Here is a 23,089-nt window from a genome sequence, read left to right on the forward strand (position 1 = left end):
CTCTTGTGTCAGATATCGATTCTTTCTTTGCATCCGTTCGGTTGCCCAGCATCAGCCGTATAACGCATGCCTTGATCCAGATGATCGATGGACAGGTGGTGGGCCTGAACGAGGTTTGCGCCCTGATTGCACAGGACCCGGCCATCTCGGCACGGCTGCTCAAACTGGCCAACAGCAGCCAGTTCGGGCTACCGCGCGCCGTGGGGCGCTTGCCCGATGCGGTGACGATGGTCGGCCTGGAGCGCGTGCGTACCTTGGCCGTTGGCGCCATCCTGAGCGACACCTTCAACGACTTCCCGCGACTGGACCACAATGCCTTTTGGCGCTCTGCGATGGACTGCGCCGGCTACGCGGAGTGGCTTGCCCCCCGGGTTGGCATTCAGGGACACATCGCCTGGATCACCGGCTTGATGTTGCACTTGGGACAGTTGCTGATCTCGCAGGCTGAACCCGAGGTGTTGGCAGCGATTGAAAGGCTGCCTCGCATTGCCGGAGTGCAATGGCGGCGCGAGCAAAGGCTGATCGGGTTTACCGAGGGGCAAATCACCGCCGAACTGGCACGGCGCTGGAAGTTTCCGCCCCAGATGGTGCAGGCGCTGCAACGTTCGGCCGACCCCATGGCCGAAGACGGCTTTTCCCGCCTGGGTGCCGTGGTGCATCTGGCCGCCCTGCTGGCTGAAGCCAAGGATGCGGGGCCGCACACAGTTGCCGCCCTGCCGCTGGACGTGCTGGCAGCGCTGTCCCTGGATACGCAGTGGATGTTCAACACATTTCCGAACCGCGAGAAGTTTGTGAACCTGGGCTAGTCATCCCCGGGGCTCAGCACGTTCCACGCAAACAGGTCTGCTATGGTTTCCGCACGGAACACCGCAACCACTTTCCCACCCCACCATGACCCCCGCCCAAATAGAAACATTTTTTGCCACCCTCAAGGCTGCCAATCCGCAACCGCAAACCGAGCTGCACTACGCATCGGTATTTGAGCTGCTTGCCGCTGTGCTGCTGTCAGCCCAGGCCACCGACGTGGGCGTGAACAAGGCCACCCGCAAACTCTTTGCCGTGGCCAACACGCCGCAAAAAATCCTGGACCTGGGACTGGACGGGCTGGAGGGCTACATCAAGACCATTGGCCTGTACCACAGCAAGGCCAAACACCTGATGCAAACCTGCCGCATGCTGGTGGACCACTTTGATGGCCAAGTGCCGCGCACCCGCGAGGAACTGGAGTCACTGCCCGGCGTGGGCCGCAAGACAGCCAACGTGGTGCTCAACGTGGCCTTTGGCGAACCCACCATGGCGGTGGACACGCATTTGTTTCGTCTGGGCAACCGCACCGGCCTGGCACCAGGAAAAACCCCGCGCGAGGTGGAAGACAAGCTGCTCAAACGCATACCACCAGCCTACCTGGTGGATGCCCACCACTGGCTGATCCTGCACGGCCGCTACATCTGCCAGGCGCGCAAGCCCCTGTGCTGGCAATGCGCGGTAAGCCATGTGTGCGACTACAAGCCCAAGACACCCGCTCCAGCCTGAACTTCTTCTGTATCGTACAAAAGTTACCCGACACGCAGCCTGAACAACTATCATTTGACACTGGTGGTGTCATTTTGACCGAACCCGGCGCCCCCACGGCGGCGCCTGACAAATGCAACATGGTCGGTCAACTCAATAAACTGTATGGCAAGCAAGCTCCCAAAAAACGCGCGTGCGCAAGGCACCAAACCGGTTGCGGCAAACGCGCCAGCGGTTCTTGCAACGGATAGCACTGAGGTATACAGCGGGGCCAGTGCAAGCTTCCCCATCGTAGGTATTGGTGCCTCTGCCGGCGGACTGGCCGCATTCGAGGCCTTCTTTTCCGGCATGCCGGCCGCCATCGACCCCCAGATGGCCTTTGTGCTGGTGCAGCACCTGGCCCCCAACCACGAAAGCATCCTGGCCGATCTGATCCAGCGTTACACCCGGATGCCGGTGTCCGAGGCGGTGGATGGGCTGGTGGTCAAGGCCAACTGCGTCTACATCATCCCGCCCAACCATGACATGGCGATTCTCAATGGCGCCATACAGCTGTTTGACCCGTCCCTGCCCCACGGACAACGCCTGCCCATCGATTACTTCTTCCGCGCCCTGGCGCAGGACCAGGGCGACAACGCCATTGCCATCGTGCTCTCGGGTACTGGCTCTGACGGCACCCTGGGCGTGCGCGCCATCAAGGGAGAAGGCGGCCTGGTCCTGGTGCAGACGCCCAGCACCACCGAGTTCGACGGCATGCCCCGCAGCGCTGTCGCCACCGGCTTGGTGGACTACCAACTCGCACCCGCCGAGATGCCCGCGCGCCTGATTGCCTACGCTGTGCAGACCGCCCGGGCCCGGCGCTTGCCGGCCTCGGCCCTGGTTGCGCCAACTGTCGAGAAAGAACTCAACAAAGTGTTCGTGCTGCTGCGCGCCCAGACCCGGCATGACTTTTCCCTCTACAAGCCTGGCACGCTGCTGCGGCGCATCGAGCGGCGCAAAGCCCTGCACCAGATGGAAAAGCTCGAAGACTACGTCAAGCTGTTGCAGCAGACCCCGCTGGAAGTAGAGGCACTTTTTCGCGATCTCCTGATTGGTGTGACCAACTTTGTGCGCGACCCGCATGCCTTCGAGCAACTGGAGGAGCAGTTGGGAGCCCGGCTGCTGGCGGGCAAGGCGGCAGGTGAGCGGGTGCGCGTCTGGGTACCCGGCTGCTCCACCGGTGAGGAGGCTTACTCCATCGCCATCGCTCTGCATGAGCGCATGCAGGCCCGCAACCAGAACTGTGTAGTGCAAATATTTGCCACCGACATCGACAGCCAGGCCATCATCACCGCCCGCGCGGGTCTGTACCCCACCAGCATTGCGGCCGATGTGTCCAAAGAGCGGCTGGGAAGCTTTTTCACCATGGAGCCAGGCGGCGGCTACCGGGTGCGCAAGGTCATCCGCGACATGATTACCTTCTCCGAACAGGATCTGATCCGCGACCCGCCCTTCTCCCAACTCGACCTGATCAGTTGCCGCAACCTGCTGATCTACCTGCGCAGCGAGTTGCAGCAAAAGCTGATGCAGCTGTTTCACTACGCCCTCAATCCGGGCGGCATCTTGTTTTTGGGCAGCGCCGAGAGTGTGGGTGACTTTGACAACCTGTTTACCGTGCTGGATGGCAAGTCCCGGCTCTACCAGCGCAGGGAGGCCATGATGCACAGAACGCTGGGCAACTTTCTTCCACCCATGGCCGGGCCGGAGGCGGCGCTGTCGCCCCGCCCTCCGCGGCAAACCGGTCCCGTGAAATATTCGCTGGGTGAGCAGACCGAGCGGGCCTTGCTGCTTTTGCTGGCACCTGCCTGCGCGCTGGTCGAAAAAAATGGTGACATCCTGCACCTGCGCGGTCGCACCGGCAATTACCTGGAACCCACACCCGGTGACTCCGGTGTCAACAATATCGTGAAGATGGCGCGCGAAGGCCTGACGCAAGCCCTGAAACTCGCGCTGCACCAGTCGGCACAGGAAAAAATGGTGATACGGCGCTTAGGCCTGCGGGTGCGTACCAACGGCCACTTCAGCTCGGTCAACCTGACGGTTTCACCGGTGGTTCCGCGCGCTGCAGACGTCTACCAGTCGACACGTTTTTTGGTGGTGATGGAAGAGTCGCCACTGATCGATGCGGACCAGCCCCTGCCCGACATTGTGGCTATGGACCCTGCGGTGCCCACCGATGTACGCGTTGCGGCGCTGGAGCGGGAACTGCGCGACAAGGAAAAGCTGTTGCGCAGCGCCCATGAAGACACAGAGACATCCACCGAAGAGCTGCGCTCGGCCATTGAGGAAATGCAGTCGGTCAACGAGGAGCTGCAAGCCAGCAACGAAGAGCTCGCCACCTCCAAGGAAGAGCTGCAGTCCGTCAACGAAGAGCTGGCCACGGTCAATGTGGAGCAGCAAAACAAGGTAGCCGACCTGGCGCGCGCGCTCAACGACAACCGCAACCTGCTGGCGGGCAGCGGCATTGCCACCGTCTTTGTCGACCTGCAGCAGCGCATTCTGAGTTTCACCCCGTCGGCCACCGCCATCATCAAGCTGGTGGCCAGCGATGTGGGCCGCCCCCTGGGCCATTTCATGGCCCGGCTGCGTGGCTATGACCGCATGACGGAAGACATCGCAACCGTGCTGGACACCCTGGCCACCAAGGAAATTCGCGTGCAGGACAAGGACGGGCGCTGGTACATGCTGCGCATCCTGCCCTACCGCACCCTGGAAAACGTAATCGAAGGCGCAGCCGTCACCTTCATGGACATATCGGAAGTGGTAAAGGCGCAGGTGGACATCGCCGAATTGCACGGGGCGCTGGATGCGCTCAAGGAAAGCGAACAGCGCTTTCGCTCGGTCGTGTCGGCCCTGTCCGAGGGGGTACTGCTGTACACGCGTGATGGAAAGATCGCCGCCTGGAATCCATCGGCCGAACGCATCCTGGGCCTGAGCGGCCAGGAGATTCAGGAACGCAGCAACATTGATCCGCGCTGGGACGCAGTTCATGAAGACGGCAGTCCATGTACGCCAGAAGCACACCCCAGCCAGATAGCCTTGCGTACCGGGTTGGCACAACAAGGCCTTGTCATGGGCATGCGCAAACCCGGTGGTGCAGTGGCCTGGGTGTCGGTCAGCGCTGTGCCCATTTTTGAGCCTGGAGAGCCGGGGCCCTCGTCAGTGGTGGTCTCTTTCAGCGACATTACCGAGCGCAGACTGATGCAGGGGCTGCTGGACAGGGCGGATGTGGACACGCGTCTGGCGATGGTGCTGCGTGATGCGCATGACGCCATGACTATCCACGCGAAGGATGGCCGCATCCTGGCCTGGAACCCTGCGGCCGAGCGCATCTACGGCTGGACCGAGGCCGAAGCACTGCACATGAACCTGCTGGACCGCGTGATACCTGCGGAGCGTGAGCAGGCGCTGCAACGCATGGACCAGCTTGGCCGTGCGGTGAAGATAGAACCCTGTCTGGCTCAGCGCCTGGCCAAGGACGGCTCTGTGAGGGAGGTATCGATTACGGCTACGGCCCTGCGCAACGAGGCCGGCGATATCTATGCCATCGCCACAACGGAAAGACTGGTCACCCGTGCCCAACCGCACTGAGAAAGGCGCACCCGTCTCCCGGCGCAATGGCGCACGAGAGCCCTTCTCGGTGCCCGGACTGCGCGGCCAGGCCGAAGCGGCATTGCTCGCACGCGCTGCGCCGTCGGTGACAGGCCGGGGTGACCTCCTGATCGACGCGGGCGAGCGGGCGTTGCATGAATTGCGCGTGCACCAGATCGAACTGGAAATGCAAAACGAGGAACTGCGGCGCCGGCAGGTGGAGTTGCATGTCGCCAATATGCGCTACCTTGACCTGTACGACCTGGCTCCGGTGGGCTATTGCACCTTGAGCGAGGGCGGCCAGATTTTGCAGGTCAACCAAACCGCAGCATCCCTCCTGGGCATGGAGCGCAATGCGTTGGTCACGCTGCCGTTTACCCGCTTTGTTCTCAGTGACGATATGGACAGCTATTACCTGATGTGCAGGGCACTGCTCAAAACAGGGCAGTCCCAGCACGCTGAGCTTCGCATGGTGCGGCAGGGCGCCATGGCGTTCTGGGCTGAAATGGCGTGCAACGTTTCCCAAGGCGCAGATGGCGCGCCAGTGCTGCGCCTGGTGCTGTGCGACATCAGCGAACGCAAGCGGGCAGAGGCAGAGCAAGCCAGGAGCGACGCGCGGTACCGTGCGCTGTTCAGTTCCATTGACGAGGGCTTCTGTCTGGTGGACATGGTCTTCGATGCAGACGATCAGCCAGTGGAATGCCGCTTGGTGGAAGCAAATTCGTCGTTCGTACAGCAAACAGGGCTGGTGGATGCACAGGGCAAGAACTTGTGCGAACTGGCCCTGCTGCATGACCTGCCGTGGTTCAACGTGCTGGGGAGTGTGGCCCTCACAGGCCAGGCCGTGCGCTTTGAGCGCTGCGCCGAATCGTCGAAGCGCTGGTACGACGTTCACGCCTTCCGGTGCGATCCCGCGCAGGCCCATCAGGTGGCAGTCCTGTTGCGCGACATCACGGAGCGCCGGGCACGTGAATCTGAAAGGGAAAAGCACCGCCTGGAGCTGGAAGAACAGGTCGAAGGGCGAACCCGGCAGTTTCTGGACCTGTATGACCAGGCTCCCTGCGGTTACCACTCGCTCGGCCTGGACGGTGTGATCACGCGGATCAACAAGACCGGTTTGGCGCTTCTGGGCTATACCGGGCAAGAAGTTGTAGGCCAGGACATTGCCGATTTCATGACGCCTGAAAGTGCGCGCATTTTTCAGGCTGCATTTGACCGCCTGCTCCAGACCGGCAGCTCACGCAATCTGGACCTGGACTTCATCTGCAAGGATGGGGCTATACGGCCCTGTCTGATGAACTCGGATTTGGTTGCCGGCGTGGCCAGAGAACTCCCTCTCATCCAAAGCACGCTGGTGGATATCTCCGAGCGCAAACTCCATGCACAACGCCTGGAACTGGCGCTGATGGGTGCCGACCTGGGTCTGTGGGACCAGCAGATTGTCAGTGGCGAGTTGCACCTCAGTGCCAGGGCCTTTGCGCTGCTCGGTTACCAGGAGGGCGAGATTGGCCCCCGCATGAGCGACTACGACAAACTGGTGCACCCCGACGATGAGCCTACGCGTGATGCCGCCTTCAACGCCATCAAGACCGGCGAAGTGCCGTACTACCGGACGGAATACCGCCTGCGCCACAAGGAAGGCCATTGGGTGTGGGTCCGCTCGCAGGGTCGCATCGTTGCACGGGATGAACACGCCAGACCCGTGCGTGCAGCAGGCACCTTGCAGGACATCAGCCAGGAGCGGCAACTCCAGCAGGAAGGCGCCGACCTGCTGCAACGCATCGAGTCACTGATAGCGGGTTTTGGAAAGCTGCCAGAGCCACCGCCCCCGCCAGTGCATGGGCACCAACCCACTGCCATCGGTGCCCGCGAGATGCAGGTGCTTCAGTTGATAGCAGCGGGTTGCACCTCGGCAGAGGTTGGCGAGCGTCTGCATATTTCAGCGTCTACTGCCGCAACCCACAGGCGCAACCTGATGCGCAAGCTCGACCTGCACAGCACCGCGGAACTGACCCGCTACGCAGTGGCGCACCAGCTCATCGCCAGCTGATCAGCAGTCAGGCGAAGGTCGTTTTTTCTGTCTGGACTACCCTGTTCAGGGTACGCGCTACCCGGTATGCAGGATTGAATTCGTCTACTCCCTGGCCTACATTCACACACACTCATTGAAACAACAGGACTTAACTCTAGGACGCACACCATGAAGACCCGAGACGATCCCGTTCTGGATGACGAGTTGGCTGACCTGGAATTCACCGGGCAAACACATGAGCATCTGCCGTGGCTCCACACGCTTGCGCGCAATGTCAGGCACTTCAGGCGGGCGCAAAAGGTCTCTCAGCAGGCGCTGGCTGACAGATGCGGCATCTATCGCACCTACCTGAGCCGGATTGAAACCGGAAAGTGCAACCCTTCGCTGACGGTTCTGGTTACCTTGTCTAACGCCCTGGATATTCAGCCCCACGCATTGTTGGTGCCTCTGGACTAAACCTGCGCTGCAGCACGGGATTTAAAACCGCACCCACCCACCATAGGGCAGCTTGGAGAGCGGCCAGTCTTCTGCCCGGCTGATGTGGCGCATGCCTTGGTGCAGCAAGGTCGCCGCCTGCGCAATTCCGGAGTGCGCAATCCACAGGGTGTCGTGCAGCGCGTGCAATGCATCCCAGGCGCTGGCCACGCGCTCAAGCACCTCGTTGGCCGACTCCTGACCGCCGAAACGGTGCTGCGCGAAGTCAGCTGTCCAGGCATCGATGGCGGCACGGGGAATGTCGGTCCAGGCCACGCCTTCCCACAAGCCAAAGTCCATCTCGCGCAGGCGCATGTCGGTTGTGAAGTGCAGGTCGTGTCGCTCGGCTTGCAGGGCCTCGGCCAGTTGCTGGCAGCGCCTGAGCGGGGAGACCCGCACCGCAATACCCAGTGGCAGTTCCAGCGCCAGGGCACGCGCGGCCTGCAGGGTCAACTGCGCATCGGCCGCCATGTCCGTGGCGCCGTAGCAGATGCCAGGTGCCACCAGCGGCTGGGCATGGCGCGCCAGCCACAGGCTCATGTGCGCCCTCCCAGGGCCAGCAAAAAGCCCAGGTAGAAAGCCAGTTCGCAGATCTGCTGGGTGGCACCCAGGCAGTCGCCGGTAAAGCCTTGCAGGCGCTTGGCAAACAGGCGCCCCATCCAGGCAAAAGCCAGCGCGCTGAGCGCCAGGGCCCAGCCCATAGCGGACAGTAGTGCTGAGGGCTGCAGCAGCGTGGGCCAAATTGCGCCAGAAGCCAGTGGAGGTACAAGTAAAAGCACCAGCGCAAAGGCCGCAAGGCACCACAGCAAAGCCACCAGCAAGGCAGCGCCTGAGATCTGGTCTGCCAGCGGTTTCGATTTGGAGGCTGCCGTATCGCCCACATGCGGCAGCAGGCGTATGAGCAAGAGCGGCCAGGTGCGCGACACTACATGGGCCAAAAACACCACAGGGCACAGCACGGCCACGCCCATCAGGCCCAGTTGCGCCACCAGTGCCACCTTGGTCAGCAAGGCCATGGCGATGGCGATGGCGCCAAAAGCCCCCACCCGCGAGTCCTTCATGATGTCCAGCGCCCGCTCGCGCTCGTAGCTGCCGCCCAGGCCATCAGCTACATCGGCCAGACCATCCTCGTGGAAGGCGCCGGTGAGCAAAATGCCAAAGGCCGTGCCCATTGCCGCCACCACCAGGGGTGAAAAGCCGCCCTGCGGCAAAGCCCACAGCAGCAGCGCACTCAAGGCCGCAACCAAGCCACCGATCAGCCAGCCCACGCCCGGAAAATGCGCCGCACTGGCACGCAGCATCTCCGGGCTGTAGCCCACCCACGCAGCCAGGCGGCCTGTCACCGGCAAGCGGGTGAAGAACTGCAGGGACAGCAGGTAGTGGCGAACAAAACGGCTCATGGCCTGAACGCGGGTATCAAGCGGTGACCGCGTCGGTGGATTTCTCCGACACCCCGGCCGAGGCAAAGCTGGCCATGTCGCGCAGGATGGTGCAGGCCGATTGCAACAGCGGCCAGGCCAGGGCGGCGCCCGAGCCTTCGCCCAGACGCAAGCCCAGGTCCAGCAAGGCCTGCACGCCCAGGTGCTGCAGCATGAACTCGTGGCCGCGCTCGCCCGAGCGGTGGGCAAACACGCAGCGTTGCAGCACCAGCGGCTGCAGGGCATGGGCCACCACCACGGCGCTGCTGGCAATAAAGCCGTCCACCACCACCACGCGGCGCTCCTCGGCTGCCTGCATCACGGCGCCCACCATGGTGGCAATCTCAAAGCCGCCCATGGCCGCCAGCACGTCCAGCGGTTGCACGGCTGCGGCATGCAGGGCCAGCACCTCGCGCAGCACCTCGGTTTTGCGCAGCACAGCAGGTGCGTCCAGGCCGGTTCCGGCACCGGTGCAAACGGCAATATCCAGACCGGCCAGACGCGCCAGGATCAGCGAGGCCGCCGAGGTGTTGCCAATGCCCATTTCACCCAGGAGCAGGGCATTGCCCGGCAGGCCGCGCACCAGTTCCCTGCCCTGCTCCATGGCAGCAGTGCATTGCGCGGGCGTCATGGCTGGGCCGGCCGACGAATCGGAAGTGCCGGCTTCGGCTCCGGCCACCTTGCGCACCTGCAGGCCGGGGCGTGTGGCGCCTGCGGGCAGGCCGGCCAGAAAGTCGTGCTTCACGCCGCAGTCCACCACGGTGAGCGCAATGCCGTTTTGCTTGGACAGCACGCTGACTGCCGCACCACCGGCCAGAAAGTTCTCCACCATCTGCCAGGTCACATCGCTGGGAAAGGCAGACACACCGCGCGCCGTGAGGCCATGGTCAGCCGCGAACACCACCATTTGCGGCTGCTCCAGCACAGGCGTGGCGCTGCCCAGGATCTGGCCGATTTGCAGGGCCAAGCCTTCCAGGCGGCCCAGGGAGCCTTGGGGCTTTGTCTTGTTGTCCAGCGTGCTTTGCAGCTTGGCGGTCAGCGCTGCGTCGTGGATATTGGCAAGGGTGGGCAAGGTGCTGTGCATGGGGTGGTCCGGGTTGAAAAGAGGCTGTGAAAGAGATCTGGAAGGCGTCTGCTTGCAATAAGAAATAGTGCGCTTGGAGCGATTGCGTGCGAGCGCCTCAGGGCTTGAGCAGGCCTTGCAGCACGCCCGGCTCGAAATGCTGCTCGATGAAGTCGGCCAGTCCGTCAAACACGGTGTCCAGCGTGGGCACAGGTTTGTTGAAACGCGTGCCAAAAAGGGCTTGCAGGGCGGCGGCGTCTTCAAACAGCCCGTGCAGGTACAGGCCCAGCACATTGCCAGCCGGGTTCTGCCAGGCCAGGCCCACGGGCATGACACTGCGCGCCACGTTGCCTGCGGCCTGCATGGCGGCATGCGGCTGGGTCTGGCCGTGGTGGATTTCGTAGCCTGTCACTTCCACACCGGCCAGTGCGGACCAGATGCCCTTCATGTTTTGGGCAAAGCGGCTGCGCGTGTGGCGCACCGTCTTGTCGGCCTCAAACACAGTGACCAGTGGCAGCAGGCCCAGGCCGGGTGCATTGCCGTCCACACCGTGCGGGTCTATCAAGGCCTCGCCCAGCATTTGCAGGCCGCCACATACACCCAGTACGGCACCGCCCTGCCCTGCGTGGTGCGCCACGGCGGCGTCCAGCCCCTGTGTGCGCAACCAGGCCAGGTCGCCGCTGGTGTTTTTGGAGCCGGGCAGGATGATCCAGTCTGTCTGCTTCAAGGCCACCAATTCCGAGGGGCTGCGCACCCACTGCAGGCGCACGCCGGGCACCTTCTTCAGGGGCTGGTATTCATCGAGATTGCTGATGCGCGGGTAGGCGATCACCGCTACCGTCAGGTCCACAGCGCCGCTGGCGATGCTGCGGTCATCGAACACACCGTCCTCTTCGGGCAAGCCGTGCTGCCACCACATGGGCAGTGTGGACACGGTGGGAATGCCGGTCAGGTCTTGCAGCATCTGGGGCGCCGGGGCCAAGAGGCTCGCATCACCCCGGAACTTGTTGAGCACAAAGCCGCGTATCAAGGCGCGCTCGTTCTCGGGCAACAGGGCCCAGGTGCCATACAGGTGGGCAAAGGCGCCGCCCCGGTCGATGTCGGTCACCAGCAGGCAGGCCGCATCGCCATGCAGGGCCACGCGCATGTTGACGATGTCGCTGGCAGACAGGTTGATCTCGGCCGGCGAGCCCGCGCCTTCGATCACCACCACATCGTTTTCCGCGCGCAGGTCATCCAGCGCCTGTGCAATCACCGGCCAGACGCTGGCACTTCGGCCACGCCAGGCCATGCGCGACAGGGCCTCGTGCACCTGGCCCATGAGCACCACCTGGCTGTGGGTGTCGTGCTCGGGCTTCAAAAGCAAAGGGTTCATGCGCACATCGGGCACGGCTCTGGCTGCCAGAGATTGGAAGTACTGGGCACTTCCGATTTCACCCTGCCCATTGGCGCTGGCCACCACGCGCGCGTTGTTGCTCATGTTCTGCGCCTTGAAGGGAGCCACCTTGAGGCCTTGGCGCTGGTAGTAGCGGCACAGGGCGGTGGTGAGCCAGCTTTTGCCAGCGCCACTGGTGGTGCCCAGCACCATGATGCATTTGGCGGTCATAGTCGCTTAGTCCTCGATGCCTCGTTGCGCCGGAATGCCAGCCTGAAACGCGTGTTTGACCATGGTCATCTCGGTTACCGTGTCGGCCAGCGCGATGATCTCGGGCGGGCAGCGCCGGCCGGTCAGCACCACGTGCACATGGGAGGGGCGGCTGCGCAGGGTGTCCAGCACTGCCTCCAACGGCATCCAGCCGTAGATCAGTGGGTAAGTGATTTCATCCAGCACCACCAAAAAGAAGTCGCCGCTCAGGATGGCGGCACTGGCTTTGGCCCAGCCGTCACGCGCGAGTTGTGCGGAGTGTTCCAGGTCCTGGCTCTTCCAACTGAAACCATCACCTAATCCCTCTATGGGCACACCCAGTTGCTCAAACATGCGGTGTTCACCAAATCGCGCCGAAGGCACCTTCATGAACTGAAAGATCTTCACCGCCTTGCCGCGCCCATGCGCACGCAGGGCCAGGCCAAAGGCGGCGGTGCTTTTGCCCTTGCCGTCGCCCGTATTGACGATGACGATGCCGCGGCGCTCGCCCTCGGATTTTTCGTAGGGCTTCTCTGTAGGTGCGGCTTCAATTTGCATGGGGTGTTTTTGCGGGAATGTGCGGCAGGGCCACCCACTGGTTGTTGAGGGGGTAAATGGCAATACGGTTGTCAAAGGCCTCGCAGACCGCGTCACGCGTGGTCGCGTCTTCAGTTGCACCGTGGTGGGTGACACGGCCTTCGCGCATCACCACCAGGCGGTTGGCATTCAGGGCGATGGTGATTTCATGCAGCACGCTGACCACGGTGGTGCCGTGCATGAGCAGGGCCTCGACCACGCACAGCCAGTCGGCCTGGTGCGGTGGGTCCAGATTGGCCAGGGGCTCATCCATCAGCAGCACCTGGGCTTCGACGGCCAGGGCGCGGGCCAGCAGCACGCGCTGGCGCTCGCCGCCCGAGAGTTGGCCCAGAGCCCGGTGCCGCCAGTCCCAGGCCTGGGTGTAGCGCAGCGAGCGCTCCACGGCCGCCAGGTCTTTTTCATTGGGTGGTGCCAGCCAGGCCTGGTGCGGCAGGCGGCCGAGCATCACCACATCCCAGGCACTCAGGTCTTCGGCCGAGGCTTCGTTCTGGCCCAGCCAGGCCAGTTGCCGGGCGCGTTGGCGCGGGGGAATGGAACGCAGCGGCGCACCCAGCAGGGACACACGTCCACTGTGCGGCAGCAACCCGGCCAGGGCCTTGAGCAGGGTGGACTTGCCCGCACCATTGGGGCCCAGAATGCTGGTCCACTGGCCCTGGACGATGTCCAGATCAATGTGGTGCAAGACCTCGCGTCCACCCAAGCTGGCACTCAAGCCGTGGGCGCTCAGAGCCATGCCGCTGGTGGTGGACGTGCTCATGCGCCCCGCCCTCCCAGTGCGCCACCACCTCTGTGCATCAGCCACAGAAGATACAGGCCACCCAGTACCGCGGTCAGAACGCCCACAGGCAGTTCCTGCGGCGCAATCAGCCAGCGTGCCAGCAGATCGGCGCCGCCCAACAGCACCGCGCCCATGGCGCTCGCCAGCCACATCAATTGGCGGTGCGGCACGCGGGCGATTGCACGCACCAGATGCGGCGCGGCCAATCCCACAAAGGCAATCAACCCGGTCTGCGCCACGGCCGTGCCCGTGGCCAGGGCCAGCACCCCCACCAACGCGGCACGCAAGGGGCCAATGGGCAGGCCCAGGCTTTGTGCGGTGGACTCGCCCAGACTCAGGCCGTCCAGCACGCGGGCCAAGGCCCAGGCCGCCACCACACACAGCAGCCACACCACGGCCATGAGCAGGCACGAGGTCCAGCCGATAAAGCTGGTGGAGCCCAGCAAAAAGGATTGCATGGCCTGCAGAGAGTCCGGCGAGAACAGCAGCACCAGCGAGGTGATGGCGCCCAGCACCACACCCACAATCACACCGGCCAGCAGCAAGCGCAATGTGTGCTGCACGCCACGCGCCAAAGACAGGGTCAGCATCACGGCCAGTACGGCACCGCCAAAGGCTGCACCGGTCAAGCCCAGACGCACCCACACGCTGCTGGAGAACACGCTGATGGCCGCACTCTCACTCATCATGCTGCCGCCCACCATGCCCGCGCCGCCGCCCAGGCTGGCCAGCGCCAGGGCCACGCCCAGCGAGGCGCCGGAGGCGCTGCCCAGCAAATACGGGTCGGCCAGCGGGTTGCGAAACAGACCCTGTGCAAGAGCCCCGGCCAAGCCCAGCAAGGCACCGGCGGCCAGCGCGCCCAGGGTACGCGGCAGGCGGATGTCCCAGACGATTTGTTGTGCCATGGCCCGCTCTGCCGCTTCCGTGTGCGCACCCAGCAGGGTACCCACGGTGTTCTCAAACCCGGCGCTGCCTATGCACAAGCCCAGCACCGCCATGGCCACGCACAGCAGCGCGGCAAGCCACAGCAACCAGGCGGTGCGCGTGGTGTTCACTTGGGGGCCTTGTCTGTCAGACATTGCGCCATGATGCGCGCACTCTCGGCCATGCGCGGGCCGGGGCGCACCAGCACATTGGACTGCGCGTCACCAAACACGCACACATGCTTCCCGCGGATCGCACGGATGTTGCTCCAACCGGGGCGCTGCTCCAGCCCTTCCAGGTTGGCCTGGCCCACCAGAATCAGGTCCGGGTTCTCGCGCACCACCAGTTCGGGGTTGATCTTGGGGAAGGGGCCCAGCTTGGCTGGCAGAATGTTTTTCACCCCCAGGCGCGTCAGGATCTCGCCAATGAAGGAAGCCTCACCCGCGCCAAACGGGCCGCGGTTGACTTCAAAGTAGACCCGCGTGCCACGCACATGGGCAGGCAAGGACTGGGCCGCGGCAGTCACCCCGGCATCGATCTCACGCCACAGCTTGGGCGCGTCAGGCACGTCCAGGAGTTGCCCCAGCTTGTCGATGGTGCGTTGCACATCGGCCTGGTTCTTGGGCTCCAGCGCAAACACCGGAATGCCCAGCGACACCAGCCGCATGGCCGTGCGCGAGGAAAGTGCTGCCAGCACCACGTCCGGACGCAGGGCGACGATGGCCTCGATGTTGGGGTCCATGCCGCCGCCCACCTGGGGCAGCTTGGTTACCGAAGCCGGGTAGTCGGAATAGCGGTCCACCCCCACCAGGCGCTGGCATTGACCCAGGGCGCATACCGTCTCGGTGAGCGAGGGCAAGAGGCTGACGATGCGCTGCGGGGGGTTGGACAGGGTGAGCGTGGTGCCGCGGTCATCGGTGACCTGTAAGGCCTGGGCCGTGTGGCAAAAGCCAGCGGCGGTGGCCAGCACCACAAGCATCATCCACCGCTGCATCTGCTGCATGAGGCCAAAATTACAACGCGTCACGGCGTTCCTTTGAGTGTGAGCGGCAGACCGGCGGCCATCAGGGTGACGCGCGCACACACGCGGGCCACGTCCTGGTTCAGGCGCCCCAGTGTGTCCACAAAGGCACGCACCTGCGCGCCCATGGGGATGACACCCATGCCAATTTCGTTGCCCACGAGTATCACCGGGCCGCTGGCCTGTTGGATGGATACCAGCAAGGCTTCTATGGGCGCGGTAACCCTGTCGGCCAAGTCCAGCCCGTCGTCTTCGGAAAAGGTGTTCTGCCCGTCTTCCGAGGGTGCGGGCATGAGCCAATTGGTCAGCCACAGGGTCAGGCAGTCCACCACCACCAGGGTCTGGGCTTGGCTGAGGCTGGCAATGGCAGCACCCAGTTCCCGCGGCACTTCCACGGTTTGCATGCCGGGTACGCGCTCGGCACGGTCGACCTGGTGCCGGGCTATGCGCTGGCGCATCTCCGCATCCCAGGGCTGGGCCGTGGCCACCAGCACCGCGCGGTGCTCCGGGCTGGTATCCAGCCACTGGCGTGCCAGCATTTCAGCGCGACGCGACTTGCCGCTGCGCTGGCCGCCCAGGATCAGCTCGCTGCTGGGGATGCCACTTGTGTCGATGCGTGCTGCGTTCATGCACTGCGCTCCTGCAGGTCACGGTCCATCCACTGGACCACGAAGTGGTGCAACTTGCGCACACCATCGGTGAGTGCGGCCGGGCCCGGCTGCAGAATGTCGGGCGACTTGATTTCAAACAGCTGCTGGTGCTTGACCGCAGGCACCTCACTCCAGCCCGGGCGGGCTGCCACGTTTTCCGGGCGAAACTTCTTGCCGCACCAGGAGCCAAAAATCATGTCCGGCTGGCGCCGCACGATCTCGGCACCATCGGCAATGATGCGGTTCTTGCCCAGCGACTGCAGGGACAATTCGGCAAAGCAGTCATCCGCCCCGGCAATGGCCATCAGCTCGGACACCCAGCGGATGGCGCTGATGTGTGGCACATCCCACTCTTCAAAAAACACCCGGGGCCGGCGCGCACCCGCAGCCACGCGCTGGGCCACGGCCTCCTGCATGGCGCGCAGCTCGGCCTGCATGTCCGCTATGCGCTGCAGTCCCTGCTCGGCCTGGCCCACCATGGCCGCCACCTGAAACAGCATGGAGAAAATCTCGACCACACTGCGCTGGTTGAAGATGGTGACCTGTACGCCGTGGCGTATGAGCGCCGCTGCAATGTCGGCCTGCAGGTCCGAAAAGCCCAGCACGCAGTCCGGCTTGAGATCCAAAATCCTCTCGATCTTGGCACTGGTGAAAGCGCTGACCTTTGGCTTCTCTTCACGTGCCCGGCGCGGCCGCACCGTGTAGCCCGAGATACCCACGATGCGGCTCTCCTGCCCCAGCAGGTAGAGCCACTCGGTGGTCTCTTCGGTCAGGCAAACGATGCGCTGGGGGCCGAGGTTCATTGGGATGCGATCAGAACTGGTAGTTCATGGACAGGTACACAGAACGCGGGTCAGCCGGGTAGTAGTAATAGGTGCTCGCACCCCCTCCCCCCGGCAAGGAAACAAAACCGTAACCACCATATGGCGCGTAAGTTTCACCCGTCACATTCTTCACCGTCAGCTTGGTTTCGAGCTTGCCGTAGCTGCGTGACCAGAATAGATCCGCCGTTGTATAGGCCGGCATTTGCGCCAATGAGGGAAGGGTTGCCGGCGAGGCATCATAGTTTTGCTTGGACACGTGCGTCACTTGCACTCCCGCCTTGGACTTGTCCGCCAGGTCCTGAATCCAGCCCAGGTTGTATATGGCGGTGGGAACCATGCCCAACATCTGGCCTGAATACTTGCCTGTTGCATACTGCGCGCGCTGCAAGCGGGCCCCCAAACTCACATGACTCTTGTCCAGAACATGCATGGTCCAGTTGAGAGACAAACTGGCCCTGTCGATAGAGTCGGCAAGGTTGCCGTTCTGGAATGTGGCGGGGTCATAGCGAATTTCGTCCTGAGTGACCGATTGGGCGAGCACCGCACTGAACTGCTGGCGTGCATCTTTGAAGTCATAACCAAGCTCGTAGGCTTCGGTGATCTGGGGCCGCAACTCGCCAGAGAAGACGCGATTGCCATTGGCATCGTAGCCCCAATATTCATCGGTATTGGCAAAGCGGTAAGACTGGCTCACACGCAAGTAGGTGCGGCTTGCCTCGTTCAGCTTGATATTGAGTCCCGCCTCATGTGCATTGGCGGCCATGGTGCCGGAACCGGCTTGTGGGAATCCGACAGTGGCATTCAGGTCGGCGCTGTCAAAGCCCTGCAATTGACGGCGCACACCCACGGTCAACTCAACTTCTTCATTCAGAGGCATACGGCCAATTGCATACGCCGAATGATTCAGCAACTGGACCGATTGCTGGTTGCTCAGCAGGTTGCCCTGAAATAGAAAGGGCCCCTGGTTTGCCAGAATAAATTGCTGCGCCAGGGTGCCGTAGGAGCTGACGCCCTCCTGCTTGGACTGCGAAAAATCATAACCGTAGACCAGCGATGCCCCGTTGGAAAATTCACTGCGGAATTTGGGCGAAAAGCTCAGATCGGTTCCCTTGAGTTCGATTTTGTCAACGCCGGGGTAAAAGCCAGCCAAAGAGTCCGCCGTGTCGTAGTACGGTCGCACAAATGTGCTGGTCTTGTTACCTATAAACACGTCAAGGTCCAGGGACGTCTTGTCGGACAGGTTTGCCAGCCCGCCAAACCGCAGCCCCTGACCTTCAACTTTGTTCTCGGAACCTGCGCTGTTGAATTTGGCAGCGCGCAAGTCGCCATTGCCCACCTGGCCCAGTACGCCACCGGGGAAGCCGTTGGTACTTTGCGAGAAGATCACTTCACCATAGACGGCGCCGGCCGCACCCAGGTTCTTTGCAATTTTTGCGGAAACATTGTTTGCATCGATGCGTGAGTTCTCCCTCCAACCGTCGGAGTGATCGGCCCCCGCTTGCACGTTCAGGGTCAGGTCATCGATGACACGGGCGAGGTTCAGGCTCAATTGAGCCGTGCCAAAAGAACCCAACTGCACGCCAGCAGCAGTGCGATCCGCCCGCTTGCCATCGGTGCTGATGTAGATCACGCCACCCGAGGCACCGGCACCAAATTGGACGCCAGCTCCACCCGAGGCAATCTCAATGCGCTCAATGCTTGAGAGCGGGATGACGGACCAGTCGATCTCGGCGGAGTCAATTGGATTCAAGCGCCGCCCGTCAACCACGACCAAGGTGTTCTGAGTTGCGGTAACGCCAAAACCGCCCAAGTCTATTGCGGAATTGAAGCCCAGCTGTCCGCCGACAATGCTGCGGATATTGACGCTGCCCAGAACACGCAGCACATCAGGCACGGACATCGCTGCCGAGTTCTGGATGTCCGCTTTGGTAATCACCTGCACAGCCACAGGCACGTCGAGTTGGGATTCCAGGAATCGCGAGCCCACCACCACCACCTCCCCCAAAGTGCCCTTTGTTTGGGTTTGCCCATAGGCAGAAAAAACGCCGCACAAAGCCACAGAAAGCACGCTCAGACGCGCACACAAACTTGCTGATTTCATTTTGAAAAATATCCGACTAAGAACCCTCGCCGTCTTCCCCGACAGCGCTTGGGCGTTAAGACCGCACGCACGTGCAGCCACCTTGTTGGCCGGTATCCGGGCTGGTGGAGCTACCTTCATCGCCTTCCCAAACGCATGTTCAAGCGTTCAGTGGCTGTGATGAAAGCGGCATCTTGCGATGCGTCCACTTACCGTTGCGGGGGCAGCGCAGGTTAGGCAAGGCTTGATAGCCTCTTCCCTCCTGCTTCCCGTTGAACTGCGGCATGTGAACCACACCGCGAGCACCAACAGGCCAGATTTTAACCCGTGACACCGGCGTGAAACCCTACAATGCGACTTCTATGGTGAACAACGCGACGCCCATGTCGAAACCGTCTCAAGTCGACCAAATTACCGAACGCGTGGAGCGGCTGTTGCTGCGCTATGCCGAGGTGCAACGTACCAACGCCCTGCTGGCCCGGCAGGTGGACGTGCTGGCGCAAGAGCGCGACTCGCTCAAATCGCGCCTCAGCGCAGCACGCGCCCGCGTGGATGCATTGCTGGAGCGTTTACCTGACAACACTGCCACACAGAAGGACGCGCCTTGAATCAGCTTGAAGTACAGATCATGGGGCAAAGCTATTTGCTGGGCTGCCCTGAGGGGGGCGAGGACAAATTGCGCGCCGCCGTGCAACGGGTGGACGAAGCCATGTGCAAGATTCGCGACGCGGGCAAAGTGCGCGCGCGTGACCGCATTGCAGTGCTGGCTGCCCTGAACCTGGCCTTTGATTTGTCCGAGCGGCCACCGGCCGTGGCTGCCACGCTGGCGGACGGCAGCGCAGCACCGGAATCCGAGAGCGAAGCCTTGCGCGCCCTGCTCGACCGACTGGACGACGCACTCAGCGAAGACGGCCAACTGCTGTAAAGGCAAGGCCCCTTAAATGGGCCGACGTGTGGGCTGAAATGTGGGCCAATAAATAGGCCGCCTGTCCACGCAAAAGCCGCAATGCTGCGCCTACAATCAAGGCGTCTGCGGTGCCGCCGGGCTTTATATTTCCTTGTACCAATGCTCTTTGAGCTCGGGCTTGGAACATTGCCCAGCCAGCGTGATCATCTCGCGTTAGATGAACCCAAGGTTGATGCTGACCTCGCCCACCTGAACCATGGTTCAGGATGCCGGTCCGGTGGCATTCGCAGACACCTTTTCAGCGGGGACTGGGCCAATCGCAGTTTCCAAGAAGTAGCACAAGCGTTGACGTGGTTGCAGGTATTCCTGTGCTGCCGTAGACAGGCTCTCCGGCTTGACGCTGCGCCGGATGCCGGCATTTGCAACACCCTCCAGATCCAGAATCAGTGCCTCGTGCCGAGGCGTACCGGGCTCATGCACGATGACGCGCGGCTTGAGCGGACGCGCCGCATTCACACCCACCACCATCGCATGGCGCTCGTCATTGAGCTGTACCAAGGAACCCGGTGGGTAGACGCCCACCATGCGGACAAATGCACTCAGTACATGGGGGTCAAAACGCTTTTTCTGCTGTGAGAATATCGTCGCCAGGGCTTCATGGGGCGTCATCGCATGGCTGGGCTTGGCCGGGTTGCACAGTCCGTCATAGCGGTTGACCAGGGCCAGGATACGGGCACCCATGCCGATGGCATCGAGCTTGAGGTGCTGCGGAAAACCACTGCCATCTGCCAACTCATGGTGTTGGGCCACAGCCTGTATCGCGCCCTGGCTCAAGCCCATGGCCTGGGCCAGCCGGACACTGTTCTCCACATGGGATTGGTAGGCGTTGCGCTCAACGGTAGAGAACGTATCGTCAGGCCTGCGCAAACGCTCGGGCAAATCACACTTGCCCACGTCATGCAAAAACGCAGCAAGCCCAAGGTCCTTCAATGCAAGGTCTTGCAACCCCAAAGCCTGACCCAGCAGCAAAGAAATGACGGTGACGTTTACCGGATGCAGCGCCACCTTGTCGGCAGCCGAGTCGTTCAAAAGCCTCAGCGCTGAATCACCTTGCTGCTCGATATCCACCACCAGTTGCTGCACCACTTGCTGTGCGACCCGGGCCGCCTCGATGGGTTGGCTGTGTAGCAGATCCAAGGTATGGTGGTATTGCCTGGCAGTGTCCGTGAAGCGGCGCTCGCAGTCGGCCAAGCCTTCTTGCTGAAGTGCAACGGCCTGTTGGCGTTGCATGCGTAACTGCTGGACTTTTTGATCCCTGCCCAGGGCATACAGATTGGTAGCAAGGGATTCCTCCTGCACCTCGGACGGGGAAGCACCGACCGCCTCCGACCACTCGCTCCTGGACGGCACAAAACGAAACCGATCAGCCGCCAGGCCTTTAAGTACGCGGATTTGCTCGTCGCTGGAAATTTTGAACCGGCCTGAGGCAAAGGGATGGTCAATCCAACCCAGTTCGAGGTCGACAAACAGTCCTATGCGCAAGTCGCGCGCTGATACGTAAGCAAAACTGTCTTTATTCATAGAGCCCAAATCCTGTCAGCTTGCTGGTGCCTGATTGTTTTGTGCTCTCCCTGAGGCCATTATGGCGCTTTAAATAAAACTGTTTGATGAAATATGCTGGCCAGTCCAAGCGAAGCCCGACAGGTGTCGGATTTCATTCACACAGGCAGCGGCTCGTCTGCAAAGTCCGCAAGGCACTGCACCCGCTGAAGCAGTTCCAGCACCTGCGCCGTGTCCCCAAGCCCGCTGCCCAGGCTTTGCAAGGTGGCCGTTGCGCACGCCACTCCCTTGGCAAAGGCCTGCACCGGGCTCTCGTGCTCCGCCAGCGCCCAGACCATGCCGGCCACAAAGCTGTCGCCTGCCCCCACGGCACTGTGTACCGTGACATGCAGGGGCGGTGCATACCAGCACCCCTGCTTGCAGGCCAGCAGCGCACCCATTTCACCCATGGAGACCACCACAATCTGCGCCCTGCCCTTGGCCACCAGGTCCTGTGCGGCATCACGCACCTCATAGAGCCGCGTCAAGGGCTTGCCCGTGACATCCCGCAGTTCGTGCAAACTGGGCTTGAGCATGAAGACGCCCTGCTCCATAGCGGCACGCAGGGGCTCGCCCGAGGTGTCCACCACCAGGGAGCCATGCGCAGCTTGCACCACCTGCGCTACACGGGCAAAAAAATCCAGGGGCACGCCAGGCGGCAGACTGCCACTGGCCACAACCAATGATTGCGGTTGGCAGAGCTTGCCAATTTCCTGCAGCGCGCTTTCCCACTCCTGTGTGGTGATCTCCGGGCCGGGCAGCACAAAGCGGTACTCATGGCCAGTGCTGCGCTCCAGGATGGTGAAACTCTCGCGGGGTGAGCCAGAGATGGCGTGGGGGTGGCAGGCAACGCCCTCCTGCTGCAGCAAAGACCACATCATGCGGCCGGTGCTGTGCCCGGCGGTATAGAAGGCCAACACGTCCGCACCCAGGCGGTGCAACTCACGGGCCACATTGACGCCACCGCCGCCTGCGCGCCGGTGCATGGGCTCGCAGCGCAGCTTGCTGGTGTGTCGCACTTCGTCTACCGCGGTAGAGACATCGAGTGCCGGATTCATGGTGATGGTGAGTATGTTCGTCATGGCAAAAAGAGTATCACAGCCCCATGAAAAAAACCCTGTCCACGGTCAACGTGAACAGGGTCTTGGCAAGTCCTGAAGCAGCCTGGGCTGCACCGGGATTTAGCCCATGTGCAAGCCGCCGTTGACGGAGAAGTCCGCACCGGTGGAGTAGCTGCCTTCATTCGATGCCAGCCAGGCAATGATGGAGGCAATTTCACTGGGTTCGCCCAAGCGCTTCACGGGCACGGTGGCCACGATCTTGGCCAGCACATCTTCGCGAATGGCCTTGACCATGTCGGTACCGATGTAGCCGGGGCTGACGGTGTTCACTGTGACACCCTTGTTGGCCAGCTCTTGCGCCAAAGCCATGGTGAAACCGTGCATGCCGGCCTTGGCAGCCGAGTAATTGGTTTGACCAGCCTGGCCCTTGGCGCCGTTGACGGAAGAGATGTTGATGATGCGGCCCCAGCCCTTTTCAACCATATCGCCCACCACCTGCTTGGTGACGTTGAACATGGAGTTCAGGTTGGTTTCGATCACAGCGTCCCAGTCTTCGCGGGTCATCTTGATGAACATGCGGTCGCGGGTGATACCGGCATTGTTCACCAGCACGTCGATGGTGCCGTGCTCGGCCTTGGTCTTGGTGAAGGCTTCGACCGTGGAATCCCAGTCGCCCACATTGCCGGCCGAAGCATAAAACGTGTAGCCCAGGGCTGCCTGCTCGGCGATCCACTTGGCGTGGTCGCGTGTGGGGCCGCAACCGGCGATGACCTTGAAGCCCTCCTTGTGCAGACGCTGGCAGATGGCGGTCCCGATGCCACCCATACCGCCGGTGACGTACGCTACTTTTTGACTCATGACTATCTCCTTCTTTGAATTGAACTCAAACACACTT

General features: G+C 62.3%; 21 protein-coding genes and 1 riboswitch. Of the genes, 7 read left to right on the top strand and 14 right to left on the bottom strand.

What is annotated here, in order from left to right; translation table 11 throughout:
• Nucleotides 1-5: 5 nt before the first annotated feature.
• The 5 genes from DIC66_RS02135 (at nt 6) to DIC66_RS02155 (ending at nt 7,630) form a co-directional block, all read left to right on the top strand.
• Entirely contained in the window at nt 6-806 is an 801-nt protein-coding gene (locus DIC66_RS02135; protein WP_147321222.1) for an HDOD domain-containing protein, read from the top strand.
• Nucleotides 807-891: 85 nt separating this feature from the next.
• Nucleotides 892-1,533: an endonuclease III gene (nth, locus tag DIC66_RS02140; protein WP_117173551.1), complete on the top strand. Its 642-nt coding sequence runs from the start codon at nt 892-894 to the stop codon at nt 1,531-1,533.
• 144 nt (nt 1,534-1,677) lie between these two features.
• Nucleotides 1,678-5,142 carry a chemotaxis protein CheB gene (locus DIC66_RS02145; protein WP_117173553.1) on the top strand — a complete coding sequence of 1,155 codons (3,465 nt, stop codon included), beginning with the start codon at nt 1,678-1,680 and terminating at the stop codon, nt 5,140-5,142.
• Nucleotides 5,126-7,192, top strand: a complete 2,067-nt coding sequence (locus tag DIC66_RS02150) for a helix-turn-helix transcriptional regulator (RefSeq protein ID WP_158558823.1) — start codon at nt 5,126-5,128, stop codon at nt 7,190-7,192. Before DIC66_RS02145 ends, DIC66_RS02150 begins: the two co-directional genes overlap by 17 nt.
• A 150-nt stretch (nt 7,193-7,342) precedes the next feature.
• Nucleotides 7,343-7,630: a helix-turn-helix domain-containing protein gene (locus tag DIC66_RS02155; protein WP_117173557.1), complete on the top strand. Its 288-nt coding sequence runs from the start codon at nt 7,343-7,345 to the stop codon at nt 7,628-7,630.
• Nucleotides 7,631-7,651: 21 nt separating this feature from the next.
• On the opposite strand, the gene DIC66_RS02160 is transcribed toward DIC66_RS02155, so the two are convergent.
• The 11 genes from DIC66_RS02160 to DIC66_RS02210 form a co-directional block, all read right to left on the bottom strand.
• Nucleotides 7,652-8,188 (bottom strand): histidine phosphatase family protein, encoded by a 537-nt coding sequence (locus DIC66_RS02160; RefSeq protein WP_117173559.1) that lies wholly within the window; start codon nt 8,186-8,188, stop codon nt 7,652-7,654.
• Nucleotides 8,185-9,048, bottom strand: coding sequence for an adenosylcobinamide-GDP ribazoletransferase (locus DIC66_RS02165; RefSeq protein ID WP_117173561.1), 864 nt, complete (start codon nt 9,046-9,048; stop codon nt 8,185-8,187). The genes DIC66_RS02160 and DIC66_RS02165 overlap by 4 nt, the downstream gene beginning before the upstream one ends.
• A gap of 16 nt (nt 9,049-9,064) precedes the next feature.
• Complete coding sequence (gene cobT, locus DIC66_RS02170; RefSeq protein WP_117173563.1) at nt 9,065-10,150, bottom strand: nicotinate-nucleotide--dimethylbenzimidazole phosphoribosyltransferase; 1,086 nt, start codon at nt 10,148-10,150, stop codon at nt 9,065-9,067.
• Nucleotides 10,151-10,247: 97 nt separating this feature from the next.
• A complete protein-coding gene (locus DIC66_RS02175) occupies nt 10,248-11,735 on the bottom strand; it encodes a cobyric acid synthase (RefSeq protein WP_117173565.1) in 1,488 nt (495 codons plus the stop codon).
• A gap of 6 nt (nt 11,736-11,741) precedes the next feature.
• The gene (cobO, locus tag DIC66_RS02180) at nt 11,742-12,311 is read right to left on the bottom strand and encodes a cob(I)yrinic acid a,c-diamide adenosyltransferase (RefSeq protein ID WP_117173567.1); all 570 of its coding nucleotides are present in this window, start codon (nt 12,309-12,311) and stop codon (nt 11,742-11,744) included.
• Nucleotides 12,301-13,107, bottom strand: a complete 807-nt coding sequence (locus DIC66_RS02185; RefSeq protein WP_117173568.1) for an ABC transporter ATP-binding protein — start codon at nt 13,105-13,107, stop codon at nt 12,301-12,303. Before DIC66_RS02185 ends, cobO begins: the two co-directional genes overlap by 11 nt.
• Nucleotides 13,104-14,207 carry a FecCD family ABC transporter permease gene (locus tag DIC66_RS02190; RefSeq protein WP_199534640.1) on the bottom strand — a complete coding sequence of 368 codons (1,104 nt, stop codon included), beginning with the start codon at nt 14,205-14,207 and terminating at the stop codon, nt 13,104-13,106. The genes DIC66_RS02185 and DIC66_RS02190 overlap by 4 nt, the downstream gene beginning before the upstream one ends.
• Nucleotides 14,180-15,046 carry an ABC transporter substrate-binding protein gene (locus tag DIC66_RS02195; RefSeq protein WP_117174135.1) on the bottom strand — a complete coding sequence of 289 codons (867 nt, stop codon included), beginning with the start codon at nt 15,044-15,046 and terminating at the stop codon, nt 14,180-14,182. Before DIC66_RS02195 ends, DIC66_RS02190 begins: the two co-directional genes overlap by 28 nt.
• Before the next feature lie 29 nt (nt 15,047-15,075).
• Entirely contained in the window at nt 15,076-15,702 is a 627-nt protein-coding gene (cobU, locus tag DIC66_RS02200) for a bifunctional adenosylcobinamide kinase/adenosylcobinamide-phosphate guanylyltransferase (protein WP_117173570.1), read from the bottom strand.
• Nucleotides 15,699-16,526, bottom strand: coding sequence for an ABC transporter substrate-binding protein (locus DIC66_RS02205; protein WP_117173572.1), 828 nt, complete (start codon nt 16,524-16,526; stop codon nt 15,699-15,701). Before DIC66_RS02205 ends, cobU begins: the two co-directional genes overlap by 4 nt.
• 10 nt (nt 16,527-16,536) lie before the next feature.
• Complete coding sequence (locus DIC66_RS02210; RefSeq protein ID WP_117173574.1) at nt 16,537-18,648, bottom strand: TonB-dependent receptor; 2,112 nt, start codon at nt 18,646-18,648, stop codon at nt 16,537-16,539.
• A 70-nt stretch (nt 18,649-18,718) separates the two neighbouring features.
• A riboswitch (cobalamin riboswitch) is annotated at nt 18,719-18,952 on the bottom strand.
• A 58-nt stretch (nt 18,953-19,010) separates the two neighbouring features.
• On the opposite strand from DIC66_RS02210, the gene DIC66_RS02215 reads away from it, so the two are divergent.
• Together DIC66_RS02215 and DIC66_RS02220 are read left to right on the top strand one after the other, a co-directional pair.
• Nucleotides 19,011-19,235 (top strand): DUF904 domain-containing protein, encoded by a 225-nt coding sequence (locus tag DIC66_RS02215; protein WP_117173576.1) that lies wholly within the window; start codon nt 19,011-19,013, stop codon nt 19,233-19,235.
• Nucleotides 19,232-19,552, top strand: coding sequence for a cell division protein ZapA (locus DIC66_RS02220; protein WP_117173578.1), 321 nt, complete (start codon nt 19,232-19,234; stop codon nt 19,550-19,552). Before DIC66_RS02215 ends, DIC66_RS02220 begins: the two co-directional genes overlap by 4 nt.
• 243 nt (nt 19,553-19,795) lie before the next feature.
• On the opposite strand, the gene DIC66_RS02225 is transcribed toward DIC66_RS02220, so the two are convergent.
• The 3 genes from DIC66_RS02225 to phbB all read right to left on the bottom strand — a co-directional run bounded on the left by DIC66_RS02225 (nt 19,796) and on the right by phbB (nt 23,052).
• A complete protein-coding gene (locus DIC66_RS02225; protein ID WP_117173580.1) occupies nt 19,796-21,115 on the bottom strand; it encodes a cyclic di-GMP phosphodiesterase in 1,320 nt (439 codons plus the stop codon).
• 137 nt (nt 21,116-21,252) lie between these two features.
• On the bottom strand, nt 21,253-22,215 hold the full coding sequence (locus tag DIC66_RS02230) for a 1-phosphofructokinase family hexose kinase (RefSeq protein ID WP_117173582.1): 963 nt from the start codon (nt 22,213-22,215) through the stop codon (nt 21,253-21,255).
• 99 nt (nt 22,216-22,314) lie between these two features.
• A complete protein-coding gene (phbB, locus tag DIC66_RS02235; RefSeq protein WP_117173584.1) occupies nt 22,315-23,052 on the bottom strand; it encodes an acetoacetyl-CoA reductase in 738 nt (245 codons plus the stop codon).
• Nucleotides 23,053-23,089: the final 37 nt, after the last annotated feature.

It is taken from the genome of Rhodoferax lacus, from assembly GCF_003415675.1.
GTDB classification, from domain to species: domain Bacteria; phylum Pseudomonadota; class Gammaproteobacteria; order Burkholderiales; family Burkholderiaceae_C; genus Allorhodoferax; species Allorhodoferax lacus.